We start from the raw sequence: 15,577 nt of genomic DNA, 5'->3' as shown, positions 1-15,577 counted from the left end.
GCCGTGTTCCGGTATGAACCGGATCGACCCGCCCTCACACGGCACTGAGCACGCTCAGCTGTCGCCGTCCTCCGAGGCGTCCTCAGCGAGTCCCTTCTCCAGGACTCGTCCCTCGCCCGGGGCGAGGGTGCCGAGAATCCTCTCCAGATCGTCTATCGAGGCGAACTCGACGACGATCTTTCCCTTCTTCTGACCGAGGTCGACCTTCACCCTCGTCTCGAAGCGGTCCGAGAGCCGCGTCGCCAGCTCGGACAACGCGGGTGACAGCCGCGCCCCCGCCCTGGGCCCCTTGGCCTTGGGAGCGGACTGGGGCTCCGAGGACATCAGGCTGACGATCTCCTCGACCGCCCGCACCGAGAGCCCCTCGGCCACGATGCGGTGAGCGAGCCGGTCCTGCTCCGCGGTGTCCTCCACCGAGAGAAGCGCCCGGGCGTGCCCCGCCGAGAGGACACCGGCGGCGACCCTGCGCTGCACGGGGGGCGAAAGGCGCAGCAGACGCAGCGTGTTGGAGACCTGCGGCCGCGAGCGGCCGATGCGGTCCGCCAGCTGGTCATGGGTGCACTTGAAGTCCCTGAGCAACTGGTCGTAGGCGGCGGCCTCTTCCAGGGGGTTCAGCTGGGCCCGGTGGAGGTTTTCCAGGAGGGCGTCGAGCAGGAGCTTCTCGTCGTCCGTCTCCCGGACGATCGCGGGGATCCGGTCGAGTCCGGCCTCGCGGCAGGACCTCCAGCGCCGCTCGCCCATGATGAGCTCGTAGCGCTCGGGGCCGGTCTGCCGGACGACGACGGGCTGGAGGAGGCCAACCTCCTTGATGGAGGTGACCAGTTCGGACAGCGCGTCCTCGTCGAACACCTCGCGGGGCTGCCGCGGGTTCGGCGTGATCGAGTCGAGCGGCAGCTCGGCGAAGAACGCGCCGGTCGGGGTGGTCTGCTCCGGCGCCGCCTCCGGCTCGGGCGCCGGGACCGTTTCACGTGAAACAGGAGCCGTCGGCAGCGTCGCCACCTTCGCCGCCGCCACCCCTCGCTCGGCGGTCAGCACCGGTACCGACGACGGGGACGTGGAAGCCGTCCCGGCCGAGGAACCCGGCTTCTCCTGTGCGGCGGACGGGATCAGCGCACCGAGCCCACGCCCCAATCCTCTGCGTCGCTCACTCACTGGATGCCCTCCGACATGCTGTGCTGGTTGTTCTGGCTGACCACATGCGCGTGCGTGGGGTCGTACTGCACACCGACACCGCGCAGGGCGATCTCGCGGGCAGCTTCGAGATACGAGAGCGAGCCGCTGGAGCCCGGGTCGTAGGTGAGGACCGTCTGCCCGTAACTCGGCGCCTCGGAGATGCGGACCGAGCGCGGAATGCTCGTCCGCAGCACCTCCTTGCCGAAGTGGCTGCGCACCTCGTCGGCCACCTGCGAGGCGAGCCGCGTCCTGCCGTCGTACATGGTGAGCAGGATCGTCGACACATGCAGCGCCGGGTTGAGGTGGCCGCGGACGAGATCGACGTTCCTCAGGAGCTGGCCCAGGCCCTCCAGGGCGTAGTACTCGCACTGGATCGGGATCAGGACCTCGGCCCCCGCGACCAGCGCGTTGACCGTCAGGAGACCCAGCGACGGCGGGCAGTCGATGAGGATGTAGTCCAGGGGCTGCTCGTACGCCTGGATGGCGCGCTGCAACCGGCTCTCGCGGGCCACCAGCGACACGAGCTCGATCTCCGCACCGGCGAGATCGATCGTAGCCGGGGCGCAGAAGAGGCCCTCGACGTCCGGGACGGGCTGCACCACCTCAGAGAGCGGCCTGCTCTCGACGAGGACGTCGTAGATCGAAGGGACTTCGGCATGGTGGTCGATACCCAGTGCCGTCGAGGCATTGCCCTGCGGATCGAGGTCGACGACCAGGACCCGTGCGCCGTGCAGCGCGAGGGAAGCGGCGAGGTTGACCGTGGTGGTGGTCTTCCCCACGCCGCCCTTCTGGTTGGCAACGACCATGATTCGGGTCTGCTCCGGCCGGGGCAGACCCTCGCCGGCACGGCCGAGAGCTTCCACCGCCAGCTGGGCAGCACGACCGATGGGGGTGTCGTCCATCGGGGGCGGTGTTTCACGTGAAACATCCTCCCCCGCCGATTCGGTTCGGGGACCGGGGACCGGATCGGTCATCGGTCCCGCGATGTTGGCGTCGGACCGCAAGGATTCACTCTCCTCGACTTCAGGCTCGCAATAAACAGAGCCTCCCATGTCTTCGGGGTAGTGAACCAGCGAGGCCCGGTCTTCTGTGGACGAATCCACCTCTGTGGACAACTCCGTGGCCCCTGCGGGGGACTCTGGGCCCCCTGCGAAGGGCCTACGGTCGCGCGGCGAGGAAGCCGCACGGCCGCGGCTGATGATTCCATGCAGCAGTGAGCGACGTTTCACGTGAAACACGATGCATCCGTGCTCCCTGGAGACCGTTACGACACTCCGAAATGCGTACGTATGCCGCCTTCTATGGAGCATTTGTCCACAGAACGCCCCGGCGTGGGGCAGGGGCTCAGCGGCGACGCCGGGTGCGGCTCGTCCTGGCGGCCTTGGCGCGCTTCGCGGCGAAGCGCACCCCGCCGGGGCTCTCGCCGACCTCGACCCGTACGACGGTGGAGAGCGGGTCCACCACGCCCTCGCCCACGTGCAGCACCGTCGTCTCCACGACGCCGAGCTTGCTCAGTGCGGCGCGCGCGCCCAAGATCTCCTCCTCGGCCGTGTCGCCCTTGAGCGCCAGCATCTCGCCGTAGGGACGCAGCAGCGGAACGCCCCAGCCGGCCAGCCGGTCGAGCGGCGCCACCGCGCGCGCCGTCACCACGTGGACCGGCGCGAACTTGCCCAGCATCTCCTCGGCACGGCCACGCACCACGGTCACGTGGTCGAGGCCCAGGAGCTCCACGGCCTCCTGGAGGAAATTGGTGCGCCGCAGCAGCGGCTCAAGGAGAGTGATCTTCAGGTCCGGGCGCACCAGCGCCAGCGGAATACCGGGCAGTCCGGCCCCCGAGCCGACGTCGCAGACCGTCACGCCCTCCGGCACGACCTCGGAGAGCACCGCGCAGTTGAGCAGGTGCCGCTCCCACAGACGCGGCACCTCACGCGGCCCGATCAGACCTCGCTTGACCCCCGCATCCGCGAGCAGCTCCGCATACCGCACGGCCTCCGGGAAGAACTCACCGAAAACCGCCCGCGCCTCTTCGGGCGCCGGGGGAAGCTCCGCTGCTGCCTCTGCCTCCGTCACGGGGACCGTCCTTCCCTACCTACGCGTTACCGCACTGTGGCTGACTATCAGGCTGACAAAGATCGGCCCCGCCTGCGAACAGACGGGGCCGAGTATGCGTTGACCGCTCAGGCGGGCAGCACGACGACGAAGCGCTGCGGCTCCTCGCCCTCCGACTCGCTGCGCAGGCCCGCCGCCGCGACGGCGTCGTGCACGACCTTGCGCTCGAACGGCGTCATCGGGTCCAGCTTCACCGGCGCACCGGTGCTCTTCACTTCGTCCGCCGCCTTGGCACCCAGCTCGGCGAGCTCCGTGCGCTTCTTGGCCCGGTAGCCGCCGATGTCCAGCATGAGCCGACTGCGGTCACCGGTCTCGCGGTGCACGGCGAGGCGCGTGAGCTCCTGGAGCGCCTCCAGCACCTCGCCGTCCCGGCCGACGAGCTTCTGAAGATCGCGGCTGTTGCTGTCACTGATGATCGAGACCGCGGCCCGGTCCGCCTCGACGTCCATGTCGATGTCGCCGTCGAGGTCGGCGATGTCGAGCAGGCCCTCGAGGTAATCGGCGGCGATCTCCCCTTCCTGCTCCAGGCGGGAGAGGGTGTCGACGCCCTCAGCGGCCGGGGAGGTGGTGCCTTCCGTCACGGATGGACTCCTTCTTACTTCTTGGACGGGTGCTTGGGCCGCTGCTGACCCTTGCGCTGACCCGACTTGGCTCGTGCCTGGCCGGCGGTGGGCTTGCCCTGCTTCGGCTTGGCGTCCTGCTTGGGCTTCGCGTCCTGCGGTTCCGGCTTCTTGTCCTCGGACACCTCGTCCGCGGCGTCCTCGGAGTCCTTCGCCAGCGAGGTCTTCGCGGCCGCGTCGTCCTGCTGGGCCGCACCGGCCTGCCGCTGCGCCTTCGTCTGCCGCTTGGGCTGCTGGCGCCTGGGAGCCGCGCCCTCGGCCTCGGCGGCCGCAGCGTCGCTCTTCACCACGGTGCCGTCGGCCTGGGCCGCGAAGCCCTGCTTGGCGAGCCCGGTGATGAACTTGCGCTCGATGTCGTTGCGGTCCGGGCCCTTGGCCACGATCGCCTGGACGACGGCGCGGCGCCGCTTGCCCTGCACCTCACCATGCTGCGTGACGCTCTTGACCAGGCGGTCCAGGTAGTGCGCCTGCGCCTTGGAACCCGGCGTCGGGTTCTGGTTGATGACGTACATCTGCTGGCCCATGGTCCACACGTTGGTGGTCAGCCAGTAGACGAGGACACCGACGGGGAAGTTGATGCCCATCACGGCGAACATGACGGGGAAGACGTACATCAGCATCTTCTGCTGCTGCATGAACGGCGTCTTGACCGTGAGGTCCACGTTCTTCGTCATCAGCTGGCGCTGGGTGAAGAACTGCGAGGCGGACATCAGCACGATCATGATCGCGGTGATGACCCGGACGTCGGTCAGCGAGGCGCCGAGGCCCTCGACCTTGGAGGCGCTGTCCATGAACTTGGCGGCCAGCGGGGCGCCGAAGATGTGGGCCTTCTGGGCGCTCTCCAGCAGCGGCTGGTTGATGACGCCGATGGTCTTGCCGTTGGCGATGCCCGCGAGCACGTGGTACAGCGCGAAGAAGAACGGCGACTGAGCGAGGATCGGAAGGCACGAGGAGAGCGGGTTGGTGCCCGTCTCCTTGTACAGCTTCATCATCTCTTCGGACTGACGCTGCTTGTCGCTCTTGTAGCGCTCCTGGATCGCCTTCATCTTCGGCTGGAGCGCCTGCATGTTCCGGGTCGACTTGATCTGCTTCACGAAGAGCGGGATCAGGCAGATACGGATCAGCACCACGAGGGACACGATCGAAAGGCCCCAGGCCCAGCCCGTGTCCGGCCCGAAGATCGCGCCGTACAGCTTGTGGAACTGGACGATGACCCAGGAAACAGGCCAGGTGATGAAGCTGAACAGACTGGCAATCGTGTCCACTAATCAGGCTCCTTGAGCATTGGGCGGGGTCTCTGCGGCCGGGCTTGTCTCGGTCTCAGCGGCGGACTGCCCGCCCTTGTCACCTCGCCAGGCAGCGCGCAGCGCCTCGTGCCATCGAGGTCGCTTGCGCTCCGGTACGTAGTCCACACCGCCGGGCGACCACGGGTTGCACCGCAGAATGCGCCAGGCGGTCAGGGCTGTGCCTTTGACGGCACCGTGCCGGTCGATCGCCGTATATCCATAGTGGGAACACGACGGGTAGTACCTGCAGACGGGCCCGAGGAGTGGGCTGATCGTCCACTGGTACAGCTTGATCAGGGCCAGCAGCGGGTACTTCATCGCGCGCCCCCTCCCAGTAGCCGCGCGAGGGCGGCATCCAGGTCTCGGGCCAGCTGTGCATGGTCGGCATCGCCCGCACCGGGCAATGCCCGTACGACCACCAGGCTACCGGCGGGCAACTGAGGCAGCCGGTCGCGCATGAGATGGCGGAGCCTGCGCTTCACCAGGTTGCGGACGACAGCCACGCCGACGGCCTTGCTGACAACGAAACCCGCACGCGTCGGGGGAGCGCTCTCCCCAGGCGCATGCGGGTCCGTTGTACCGCTGCGTAGATGGACGACGAGGAGCGGGCGACCGGCCCGGCGTCCTCGGCGTACCGCGGTCGCGAAGTCCTCGCGCCGCCTCAGCCGATTCTCGGTAGGCAGCACGTCATGACCTGTTAGCTGTTACGCGGACAGGCTGGCGCGACCCTTGCCACGGCGGTTCGCGAGAATCGCGCGGCCGGCACGGGTACGCATCCGCAGGCGGAAGCCGTGGGTCTTGGCGCGGCGACGGTTGTTCGGCTGGAAGGTGCGCTTGCTCACTCGGGGGCTCCAGAAATGATTCGTTGGCGGCGGGACATCGCCTGGCTGTCACCGTGCGCCCACGAGTAGCTCGCGTATACGCCCGTGTGCACCGCTTCACGACCACAGATCGTGATCTTTGCCCATCGGAGGCAGGCGGCAGCAGCCATCGACAACTCGACCTGGTTACGGTACGCGCGGCTACGCCATCCGGTCAAACCGGTGTCTCACCGGGGGCCGGTATGCACAGGCTGTGGACAACAACTTGAACCACGTCAGTGGGCCCGACTACCGTGACGGAACTCCGAATCTTTTCCCCATCTGTCCTTCCGTGTCTGTCTATGCCATCCCATCCCGTCCCGAGAACCACACATTCGTGGGACCTGCGAGAGAGCGTGCCCTGTGGCTGACGTACCTGCCGATCTTGCCGCAGTGTGGCCACGAGTGCTGGAGCATCTCCTCGGAGAGGGGCAGCAGGGCATCGAGCCCAAGGACAAGCAGTGGATCGAGCGCTGCCAGCCGCTCGCGCTGGTGGCCGACACGGCCCTGCTCGCCGTGCCGAACGAGTGGGGCAAGCGGGTCCTCGAAGGCCGTCTGGCCCCGCTGATCAGCGAGACCCTCAGCCGGGAGTGCGGCCGCACCATCCGGATCGCGATCACGGTGGACGACTCGGTGGGCGAGCCCGCCCCGCCCGCCCCGCAGCAGCCCTCCCAGCAGCCGCAGCAGCCGCGCTACCAGGACGACCCCTACGCCCGGCCCGCCGACGACGGCCTGCCGACCGTGCGGCCCGCCTACCCCGGCGAGTACCAGCAGCGCCCCGAGCCCGGCGCCTGGCCGCGCGCCCAGGAGGAGCTCTGGCAGCAGCCCCGCCTCGGCGGCTTCCAGGACCGCGACTCCTCCGGCGAGCAGTGGCGCGAGCCCTACGGCGGCGCCCGCCCGCAGCAGCCCCAGCACGACTACCGCCCGCAGCTGCCCGAGCGCGGCCAGTACGAGCAGGACCGGAACCAGTACGAGCAGGGCCGCCCCTCCTACGACCAGCCCAAGGCGCAGCCGTACGAGCAGCAGCGGCCCGAGCGGCGCGAGCTGCCGGACGCCCAGCCTCCGCAGCGCGGCGGCTCCGGCCACCTCGCGCCCTCGCCGTCCGGCGGGGCGCCCGCGCAGGGCGGCCCCGGTGAGCCGCACGCGCGCCTGAACCCGAAGTACCTCTTCGACACCTTCGTCATCGGTTCGTCGAACCGCTTCGCGCACGCCGCGGCCGTCGCGGTCGCCGAGGCGCCGGCCAAGGCGTACAACCCCCTCTTCATCTACGGGGAGTCGGGCCTCGGCAAGACCCATCTGCTGCACGCGATCGGGCACTACGCCCGCAGCCTGTACCCCGGCACGCGGGTGCGGTACGTGAGCTCCGAGGAGTTCACCAACGAGTTCATCAACTCGATCCGCGACGGCAAGGGCGACACCTTCCGCAAGCGCTACCGCGATGTCGACATCCTCCTGGTCGACGACATCCAGTTCCTGGCGAGCAAGGAGTCGACGCAGGAGGAGTTCTTCCACACCTTCAACACGCTCCACAACGCCAACAAGCAGATCGTGCTGTCCTCGGACCGGCCGCCCAAGCAGCTGATGACCCTGGAGGACCGGCTGCGGAACCGTTTCGAGTGGGGCCTGACCACCGATGTGCAGCCGCCCGAGCTGGAGACGCGTATCGCGATCCTGCGCAAGAAGGCGGTGCAGGAGCAGCTCAACGCTCCGCCGGAGGTGCTGGAGTTCATCGCGTCCCGGATCTCGCGCAACATCCGCGAGCTGGAGGGCGCGCTGATCCGGGTGACGGCGTTCGCCTCGCTGAACCGGCAGCCGGTGGACCTGGGGCTCACCGAGATCGTGCTCAAGGACCTGATCCCGGGCGGCGAGGACGCGGCGCCCGAGATCACCGCGAGCGCCATCATGGCGGCCACCGCCGACTACTTCGGCCTGACGGTGGAGGACCTCTGCGGATCCTCGCGCAGCCGGGTCCTGGTGACGGCCCGCCAGATCGCCATGTACCTGTGCCGGGAGCTCACGGACCTCTCACTGCCCAAGATCGGCGCCCAGTTCGGCGGCCGCGACCACACGACCGTGATGCACGCCGACCGCAAGATCCGCGCGCTGATGGCCGAGCGGCGCTCCATCTACAACCAGGTCACCGAGCTCACCAACCGCATCAAGAACGGCTGACGGCACACGCGCTGACGCGTCGAAGGGCGCCCGGGGAGCGATTCCCCCGGGCGCCCTTCGGCGTTCCCGAGCCCCGCTCCACGGCCCGGCCGACCCCTGCTCCGGGCCGCAGGAAACGCGCCTCCAGGACACCTCCGGAACCGCCTCCGCGAGGCCCCGTGGCGCTGCGGAATACGTGCGTACGAGGGCGAAGGAAGCGTGTGTACGAGCCCGGCGGCGTCGCCGGTGTTCGAATACCGGCTGGTCAGAGGCGGTTCTCCACAGATCGGGGGACTTTCTTCCGTCCACACCCTGGGGACCGCGAAGTTGTCCAGATTGCTTCCACAGGCACGGCGGCTGATACTCCATCACCCCAGGTCAAGCGCCTGTGGATTTGTGGGCATCGCCGCTCCACAGCTTGTGGACGAATCCTCTGTCCACAGCCTGTGGGTTCAGTTGTCCACCGGCGGCCCACAGGCCTCGATCCGTTGTCCCCAGCTTCTCCACAGCCCTGTCCACTGTTCGGCAACGAAACACCCGCGCTCACCGGACCGAGTGAAAGGCGTCACACGAAGGGGACGGGTTGGCCTGTGGGGAACCTGGGTAAAGCTGGGGACAGCGTTGGGGAGAAGTACCCCTGTCCTGTGCATTGGATGTGCAGAACTTTCGGGCGTCCACAGAAACGGTGAGTTGTCCACCGGCTCCGCCCACAGGGGCAGTGGACAAAAAAGCCGGTGTGACCTGCGCAAACAGGGTTATCCACGGTTTCCACAGGCCCTACTACTACTCCCACTCAGAGTTAGCTCGGAATCCGTTTGGAAGTGGGGCCTGTGCACAACTGGCCGCCGGAGCTCCCGACGCCGCTCGACGCGACTTGACCCCGACGCGCACCGACTGTCAGCGGCGTACGTCAGACTGGTCCCCGGCGATACAGCCGACGACGAAAGCCAGCAGGGCGAGCCAGCAACAGCAGGAGGCGGTTCCGGTGAAGATCCGGGTGGAGCGCGATGTACTCGCGGAGGCGGTGGCCTGGGTGGCCCGCAGCCTCCCGGCCCGTCCGCCCGCGCCCGTACTCGCGGGCCTTCTTCTGAAGGCGGAGGACGGCGCGCTCAGCTTCTCCAGCTTCGACTACGAGGTCTCGGCCCGGGTCTCGGTGGACGCCGAGGTCGACGAGGACGGCACGGTGCTCGTCTCCGGCCGCCTGCTCGCCGACATCTGCCGCGCCCTGCCCAACCGGCCGGTGGAGATTTCCACAGACGGTGTACGGGCGACCGTGGTCTGCGGCTCCTCCCGCTTCACCCTCCACACCCTTCCTGTGGAGGAGTACCCGGCGCTGCCGCAGATGCCGACCGCCACGGGCACCGTTCCCGGTGAGGTCTTCGCCTCCGCCGCCGCGCAGGTGGCCATCGCGGCCGGCCGCGACGACACGCTGCCCGTGCTGACCGGTGTGCGCATCGAGATCGAGGGCGACACCGTCACGCTGGCCTCCACCGACCGCTACCGCTTCGCGGTCCGCGAGTTCCTGTGGAAGCCGGAGAACCCGGAGGCCTCCGCGGTCGCCCTGGTGCCCGCCAAGACGCTCCTGGACACCGCCAAGGCGCTCACGAGCGGCGACACGGTCACCCTGGCGCTGTCCGGCTCCGGTGCCGGTGAGGGCCTGATCGGCTTCGAGGGCGCGGGCCGCCGCACGACCACACGCCTCCTCGAGGGCGACCTGCCGAAGTACCGCACGCTTTTCCCCACCGAGTTCAACTCGGTCGCGGTCATCGAGACCGCCCCGTTCGTCGAGGCCGTCAAGCGCGTCTCCCTGGTGGCCGAGCGCAACACCCCGGTGCGGCTCAGCTTCGAGCAGGGCGTCCTCATCCTGGAGGCCGGTTCGAGCGACGACGCACAGGCTGTGGAAAGGGTCGACGCCAACCTGGAGGGCGACGACATCTCGATCGCCTTCAACCCGACCTTCCTGCTCGACGGCCTGAGCGCCATCGACTCGCCGGTCGCCCAGCTCGCCTTCACCACCTCGACCAAGCCGGCGCTACTCAGCGGCAAGCCCGCCCTGGACGCCGAGGCGGACGACGCGTACAAGTACCTGATCATGCCGGTGCGCCTGTCCGGCTGAGCGGCCTGAATCCGTACGCCCCGGGGCTTCCCGGGGCGTACGTCTGAGCGGCTGACCCCGCAGGTGTGTACCGGGCTCCCGGCGTAGGCTCGGACGCGGGTACGAACGCCACAACGTCAAAGGATTCTGTGATGGAGCTCGGTCTCGTCGGCCTCGGCAAGATGGGCGGCAACATGCGCGAGCGCATCCGCCGCGCAGGCCACACCGTCATCGGTTACGACCGCAACCCGGACGTCGCCGATGTCCACAGCCTCAAGGAGCTTGTGGACACTCTCAAGGGCCCGCGCGTGGTGTGGGTGATGGTCCCGGCCGGTGCCGCGACGCAGTCCACGATCGACGAGCTCGCCGAGCTCCTGTCGCCCGGCGACATCGTCGTGGACGGCGGCAACTCGCGCTGGACCGACGACGAGAAGCACGCCGTCGAGCTGGGCATCAAGGGCATCGGCTTCGTCGACTGCGGCGTATCCGGCGGCGTCTGGGGCCTGGAGAACGGCTACGCCCTGATGTACGGCGGCGACGCCGAGAACATCGCGAAGGTGCAGCCGGTCTTCGACGCGCTGAAGCCCGAGGGCGACTTCGGCGCGGTGCACGCGGGCAAGGTCGGCGCCGGCCACTTCTCGAAGATGGTCCACAACGGCATCGAGTACGCCATGATGCAGGCCTACGCCGAGGGCTGGGAGCTCCTGGAGAAGGTCGACTCGGTCACCGACGTCCGCGAGGTGTTCCGCAGCTGGCAGGAGGGCACGGTCATCCGTTCCTGGCTGCTCGACCTCGCGGTCAACGCCCTGGACGACGACGAGCACCTCGACAAGCTCAAGGGTTTCGCGCAGGACTCCGGCGAGGGCCGGTGGACGGTGGAGGCGGCCATCGACAACGCCGTGCCGCTGCCCGCGATCACCGCGTCGCTGTTCGCCCGCTTCGCGTCCCGTCAGGACGACTCCCCGCAGATGAAGATGATCGCCGCGCTGCGCAACCAGTTCGGCGGCCACGCGGTCGAGTCCAAGTAGCCGTACAGAGCAGTAGGCAAGCCGGGGGAGGTCGGCGCCACCATGCACGTCACGCATCTCTCGCTGGCCGACTTCCGCTCGTACGCCCGGGTCGAGGTTCCGCTCGACCCGGGCGTCACCGCTTTCGTGGGGGCCAACGGGCAGGGCAAGACCAACCTCGTCGAGGCGGTCGGCTACCTCGCCTCGCTCGGCAGCCACCGCGTCTCCTCGGACGCGCCGCTGGTGCGCATGGGCGCCGAGCGGGCCGTCATCCGCGCCGCCGTCACCCAGGGCGAGCGCTCCCAGCTGATCGAGTTGGAGCTCAACCCGGGCCGCGCCAACCGGGCCCGGATCAACAGGTCCTCGCAGGTCAGACCCCGCGATGTGCTGGGGATCGTCCGCACCGTCCTGTTCGCGCCGGAGGATCTGGCGCTGGTCAAGGGCGACCCCGGCGAGCGGCGCCGCTTCCTCGACGAGCTGATCACCGCGCGCTCGCCCCGGATGGCGGCCGTGCGGTCCGACTACGACCGGGTCCTCAAGCAGCGCAACACCCTGCTGAAGTCCGCCGCGATGGCGCGCCGGCACGGCGGCCGCGGCATGGACCTGTCCACGCTCGACGTGTGGGACCAGCACCTGGCCCAGGCCGGTGCCGAGCTCCTCGCCCAGCGCCTCGACCTGATCGCCGCCCTCCAGCCGCTCGCGGACAAGGCGTACGAGCAACTCGCCCCGGGCGGCGGCCCGTTGGCGCTTGAGTACAAGCCGTCGGCGCCCGGCTCCGGGCACACCCGCGAGGAGCTGTACGGCCAGCTCATCGCGGCCTTCGCGGACGTCCGCAAGCAGGAGATCGAGCGCGGGGTGACGCTCGCGGGGCCGCACCGCGACGACCTGCTGCTGCGCCTGGGCGAGCTCCCCGCCAAGGGGTACGCGAGCCACGGCGAGTCCTGGTCGTACGCCCTCGCGCTGCGCATCGCCTCGTACGACCTGCTGCGCGCCGAGGGCAACGAGCCCGTGCTCGTGCTCGACGACGTGTTCGCGGAGCTGGACGCCAAGCGGCGCGAGCGCCTCGCGGAACTGGTGGCTCCGGGCGAGCAGGTCCTGGTGACCGCCGCCGTGGACGACGACGTGCCGGGCATCCTCGCGGGCGTCCGGTACGAGGTCGCGGCGGGCGAGGTGACGCGGGTATGAGCGAGGCGTCCGGGCCGGCCGAGCCGCCCAAGGTGCCCGAGTCCTCCGGGGCGGACCTCGCGCGGGTCGCGCTGCGGCTGGCCAAGGAGCAGGCCAAGGCGCGGGGCGAGGCCGCGCAGCAGAAGAAGCAGGCCCGGCGGGGCGGACTGCGCTCCGGCGCCCGCGCGGACGGCCGCGACCCGCTGCCGCTGGGCGCCGCGATCAACCGGCTGATCAACGAGCAGGGCTGGGAGACGCCGGCCGCCGTGGCCGGGGTGCTGGGCCGCTGGCCGGAGATCGTCGGCGAGGAGCTCGCCAACCACACGGTGCCCGGTCCGCACGACGCGGACGAGGGGATCCTCGTGGTGCGCTGCGACTCGACGTCCTGGGCGACCCAGCTGCGGCTGCTCGCGCCCCAGCTGGTGGCCCGCATCAACGCGGACCTGGGCCACGGCACGGTCCGGCTGATCAAGGTCTACGGGCCGAGCGGCCCTCCGCAGCGCTACGGCAGGCTGCGCGCGCCCGGGAGCACCGGGCCCGGCGACACCTACGGATGAGTCTCCTCGGCGCGCCTCCGGCCTGAAGCGGGCGACCGGACCCTCCCACCTTCTTCCCCCAGGCGACGCGTCTTGGCGCCGAGGCCGCCCGCGCCTCTCCCACGCTTCTCTGTCGCACCCCCTGTGACGTGCGAAAACGGGGTGCGAGAGGGCTCTGAAACCTGCTGGGGGACCTGAGGCGTCCCTCACGGTAGTCGGAGGTTGACAGGCCGAAGCGCTGAAAGCCCGTGTGAGGCTCCTGGGGCCCCTCCCCGAATATGGGGAGTCGGTCGGCGCCCGCTCAGGGCGGCACATGCGGACTCAGGTACCGGCAAACCCCCATTCATGTCGGCGCTACCGGTAGACTGGTCAATAATCCCGCCGTCCTCGCGGGACCCACCGAAAGAGGCGATCGGACGCCTGCCCCCCCCGGGGCGACGCCCGACGCTGACCATCGCTGAACGACGCAGCCGCTCCTGCCTGTACAGGGGAAGGCTGTGCTGTGCCAGAAAGGGCGCTTCGTGGCCGATTCCGGCAACCCCAACGAGAACACCCCGTCCACTGCCGTCGGCGAGAACGGCGAGGTCACCGCCTCGTACGACGCCAGCGCGATCACCGTCCTCGAAGGTCTGGACGCGGTCCGCAAGCGACCCGGTATGTACATCGGCTCGACCGGTGAGCGTGGTCTGCATCACCTCGTGTACGAGGTCGTCGACAACTCGGTCGACGAGGCGCTGGCCGGGCACGCGGACACGATCGACGTCACCATCCTCGCGGACGGCGGCGTGCGCGTCATCGACAACGGACGCGGCATCCCCGTGGGCATCATCCCCTCCGAGGGGAAGCCGGCCGTCGAGGTCGTGCTGACCGTGCTCCACGCCGGCGGCAAGTTCGGCGGGGGCGGGTACGCCGTCTCCGGTGGTCTGCACGGTGTGGGCGTCTCCGTGGTGAACGCCCTGTCGACGAAGGTCGCCGTCGAGGTCAAGACCGACGGCCACCGCTGGACGCAGGACTACAAGGCGGGCGTGCCGACGGCGCCGCTCGCCCAGCACGAGGCCACCGACGAGACCGGCACGTCGGTCACCTTCTGGGCCGACGGCGACATCTTCGAGACCACCGAGTACTCCTTCGAGACGCTGTCGCGGCGCTTCCAGGAGATGGCCTTCCTCAACAAGGGCCTGACCCTGACGCTCACCGACGAGCGCGAGTCGGCGAAGGCGGTCTCGGGCGCGGACTCCGCGGACGAGTCGGAGGACCAGCAGCCGCTCACGGTGAAGTACTTCTACGAGGGCGGCATCGTCGACTTCGTGAAGTACCTCAACTCGCGCAAGGGCGACCTGATCCACCCGACCGTGATCGACATCGAGGCCGAGGACAAGGAGCGACTCCTCTCGGCCGAGATCGCGATGCAGTGGAACTCCCAGTACAGCGAGGGCGTTTACTCCTTTGCGAACACCATCCACACGCACGAGGGGGGTACGCATGAGGAGGGATTCCGCGCCGCGCTCACGGGCCTGGTCAACCGGTACGCCCGGGACAAGAAGCTGCTGCGCGAGAAGGACGACAACCTCTCGGGCGAGGATATCCGCGAGGGTCTGACGGCGATCATCTCCGTCAAGCTGGGCGAGCCGCAGTTCGAGGGTCAGACCAAGACCAAGCTGGGCAACACCGAGGCGAAGACGTTCGTCCAGAAGGTGGTGCACGAGCACCTCACCGACTGGTTCGACCGCAACCCCAACGAGGCCGCGGACATCATCCGCAAGTCCATCCAGGCGCAGACGGCCCGCGTCGCCGCCCGCAAGGCGCGTGACCTGACCCGCCGCAAGGGGCTGCTGGAGTCGGCGTCGCTGCCCGGCAAGCTCTCGGACTGCCAGTCCAACGACCCCACCAAGTGCGAGATCTTCATCGTCGAGGGTGACTCCGCCGGTGGTTCGGCGAAGTCCGGCCGCAACCCGATGTACCAGGCGATCCTGCCCATCCGAGGCAAGATCCTGAACGTCGAGAAGGCCCGGATCGACAAGATCCTTCAGAACACCGAGGTCCAGGCACTGATCTCGGCGTTCGGCACCGGGGTCCACGAGGACTTCGACATCGAGAAGCTCCGCTATCACAAGATCATCCTGATGGCGGACGCCGACGTCGACGGCCAGCACATCAACACCCTGCTGCTGACCTTCCTGTTCCGCTTCATGCGGCCGCTGGTCGAGGCCGGGCACGTCTACCTGTCGCGCCCGCCGCTCTACAAGATCAAGTGGGGCCGGGACGACTTCGAGTACGCGTACTCCGACCGGGAGCGCGACGCGCTCGTGGAGCTCGGCAAGCAGAACGGCAAGCGGATCCGCGAGGACTCGATCCAGCGCTTCAAGGGTCTGGGCGAGATGAACGCCGAGGAGCTGCGCGTCACCACCATGGACGTCGACCACCGCGTGCTCGGCCAGGTCACGCTCGACGACGCGGCCCAGGCCGACGACCTGTTCTCGGTGCTGATGGGCGAGGACGTCGAGGCGCGGCGCTCGTTCATCCAGCGCAACGCCAAGGACGTCCGCTTCCTCGACATCTGAGTCGGTCCCCCGCTG

The 15,577-nt window shown here is 69.0% G+C and carries 14 protein-coding genes; 6 read left to right on the top strand and 8 right to left on the bottom strand.

Features of this window, described 5'->3' with window-relative positions; translation table 11 throughout:
* Positions 1 to 54: 54 nt before the first annotated feature.
* The 8 genes from AC07F3_RS14295 to rpmH all read right to left on the bottom strand — a co-directional run bounded on the left by AC07F3_RS14295 (position 55) and on the right by rpmH (position 6,030).
* Complete coding sequence (locus AC07F3_RS14295; RefSeq protein ID WP_479113804.1) at positions 55 to 1,152, bottom strand: ParB/RepB/Spo0J family partition protein; 1,098 nt, start codon at positions 1,150 to 1,152, stop codon at positions 55 to 57.
* Positions 1,149 to 2,225 (bottom strand): ParA family protein, encoded by a 1,077-nt coding sequence (locus AC07F3_RS14290; protein ID WP_479113802.1) that lies wholly within the window; start codon positions 2,223 to 2,225, stop codon positions 1,149 to 1,151. Before AC07F3_RS14290 ends, AC07F3_RS14295 begins: the two co-directional genes overlap by 4 nt.
* Before the next feature lie 292 nt (positions 2,226 to 2,517).
* Entirely contained in the window at positions 2,518 to 3,243 is a 726-nt protein-coding gene (gene rsmG, locus AC07F3_RS14285; RefSeq protein ID WP_114038659.1) for a 16S rRNA (guanine(527)-N(7))-methyltransferase RsmG, read from the bottom strand.
* A 107-nt stretch (positions 3,244 to 3,350) separates the two neighbouring features.
* Positions 3,351 to 3,863, bottom strand: a complete 513-nt coding sequence (locus AC07F3_RS14280; protein ID WP_114038658.1) for a Jag family protein — start codon at positions 3,861 to 3,863, stop codon at positions 3,351 to 3,353.
* Between the two features lie 14 nt (positions 3,864 to 3,877).
* Positions 3,878 to 5,167: a membrane protein insertase YidC gene (gene yidC, locus AC07F3_RS14275; protein WP_479113799.1), complete on the bottom strand. Its 1,290-nt coding sequence runs from the start codon at positions 5,165 to 5,167 to the stop codon at positions 3,878 to 3,880.
* A gap of 3 nt (positions 5,168 to 5,170) precedes the next feature.
* Positions 5,171 to 5,506, bottom strand: a complete 336-nt coding sequence (gene yidD, locus AC07F3_RS14270) for a membrane protein insertion efficiency factor YidD (protein WP_078966182.1) — start codon at positions 5,504 to 5,506, stop codon at positions 5,171 to 5,173.
* Positions 5,503 to 5,874 (bottom strand): ribonuclease P protein component, encoded by a 372-nt coding sequence (gene rnpA, locus AC07F3_RS14265; RefSeq protein ID WP_479113797.1) that lies wholly within the window; start codon positions 5,872 to 5,874, stop codon positions 5,503 to 5,505. Before rnpA ends, yidD begins: the two co-directional genes overlap by 4 nt.
* An 18-nt stretch (positions 5,875 to 5,892) precedes the next feature.
* Positions 5,893 to 6,030, bottom strand: coding sequence for a 50S ribosomal protein L34 (gene rpmH, locus AC07F3_RS14260; protein ID WP_006381191.1), 138 nt, complete (start codon positions 6,028 to 6,030; stop codon positions 5,893 to 5,895).
* A gap of 381 nt (positions 6,031 to 6,411) precedes the next feature.
* Between rpmH and dnaA the strand changes: the two genes are divergently transcribed.
* The 6 genes from dnaA to gyrB all read left to right on the top strand — a co-directional run bounded on the left by dnaA (position 6,412) and on the right by gyrB (position 15,562).
* Positions 6,412 to 8,220, top strand: coding sequence for a chromosomal replication initiator protein DnaA (gene dnaA, locus AC07F3_RS14255; protein WP_479113795.1), 1,809 nt, complete (start codon positions 6,412 to 6,414; stop codon positions 8,218 to 8,220).
* A 964-nt stretch (positions 8,221 to 9,184) separates the two neighbouring features.
* Positions 9,185 to 10,315: a DNA polymerase III subunit beta gene (gene dnaN, locus AC07F3_RS14250; RefSeq protein WP_053724723.1), complete on the top strand. Its 1,131-nt coding sequence runs from the start codon at positions 9,185 to 9,187 to the stop codon at positions 10,313 to 10,315.
* A gap of 131 nt (positions 10,316 to 10,446) precedes the next feature.
* Positions 10,447 to 11,322: a phosphogluconate dehydrogenase (NAD(+)-dependent, decarboxylating) gene (gene gnd / locus AC07F3_RS14245; RefSeq protein WP_479113793.1), complete on the top strand. Its 876-nt coding sequence runs from the start codon at positions 10,447 to 10,449 to the stop codon at positions 11,320 to 11,322.
* Between the two features lie 42 nt (positions 11,323 to 11,364).
* A complete protein-coding gene (recF, locus tag AC07F3_RS14240; RefSeq protein WP_479113791.1) occupies positions 11,365 to 12,486 on the top strand; it encodes a DNA replication/repair protein RecF in 1,122 nt (373 codons plus the stop codon).
* Positions 12,483 to 13,022: a DciA family protein gene (locus AC07F3_RS14235; protein ID WP_469839947.1), complete on the top strand. Its 540-nt coding sequence runs from the start codon at positions 12,483 to 12,485 to the stop codon at positions 13,020 to 13,022. Before recF ends, AC07F3_RS14235 begins: the two co-directional genes overlap by 4 nt.
* Before the next feature lie 476 nt (positions 13,023 to 13,498).
* The gene (gene gyrB, locus AC07F3_RS14230; RefSeq protein ID WP_479113789.1) at positions 13,499 to 15,562 is read left to right on the top strand and encodes a DNA topoisomerase (ATP-hydrolyzing) subunit B; all 2,064 of its coding nucleotides are present in this window, start codon (positions 13,499 to 13,501) and stop codon (positions 15,560 to 15,562) included.
* The last annotated feature ends 15 nt before the right edge of the window (positions 15,563 to 15,577 follow it).

This window comes from Streptomyces sp. NPDC045846 (assembly GCF_056431605.1).
Note: the sequence above shows the minus strand (reverse complement) of the source record. Positions and strands in the feature narration are given on the sequence as shown.

What these genes read in the sequence shown, in the direction of transcription:
- AC07F3_RS14290 (WP_479113802.1), bottom strand. Translation starts at nt 2,225, where the DNA reads ATGGGAGGCTCTGTTTATTGCGAGCCTGAAGTCGAGGAGAGTGAATCC.
- yidD (WP_078966182.1), bottom strand. Translation starts at nt 5,506, where the DNA reads ATGAAGTACCCGCTGCTGGCCCTGATCAAGCTGTACCAGTGGACGATC.
- gnd (WP_479113793.1), top strand. Translation starts at nt 10,447, where the DNA reads ATGGAGCTCGGTCTCGTCGGCCTCGGCAAGATGGGCGGCAACATGCGC.
- recF (WP_479113791.1), top strand. Translation starts at nt 11,365, where the DNA reads ATGCACGTCACGCATCTCTCGCTGGCCGACTTCCGCTCGTACGCCCGG.
- AC07F3_RS14235 (WP_469839947.1), top strand. Translation starts at nt 12,483, where the DNA reads ATGAGCGAGGCGTCCGGGCCGGCCGAGCCGCCCAAGGTGCCCGAGTCC.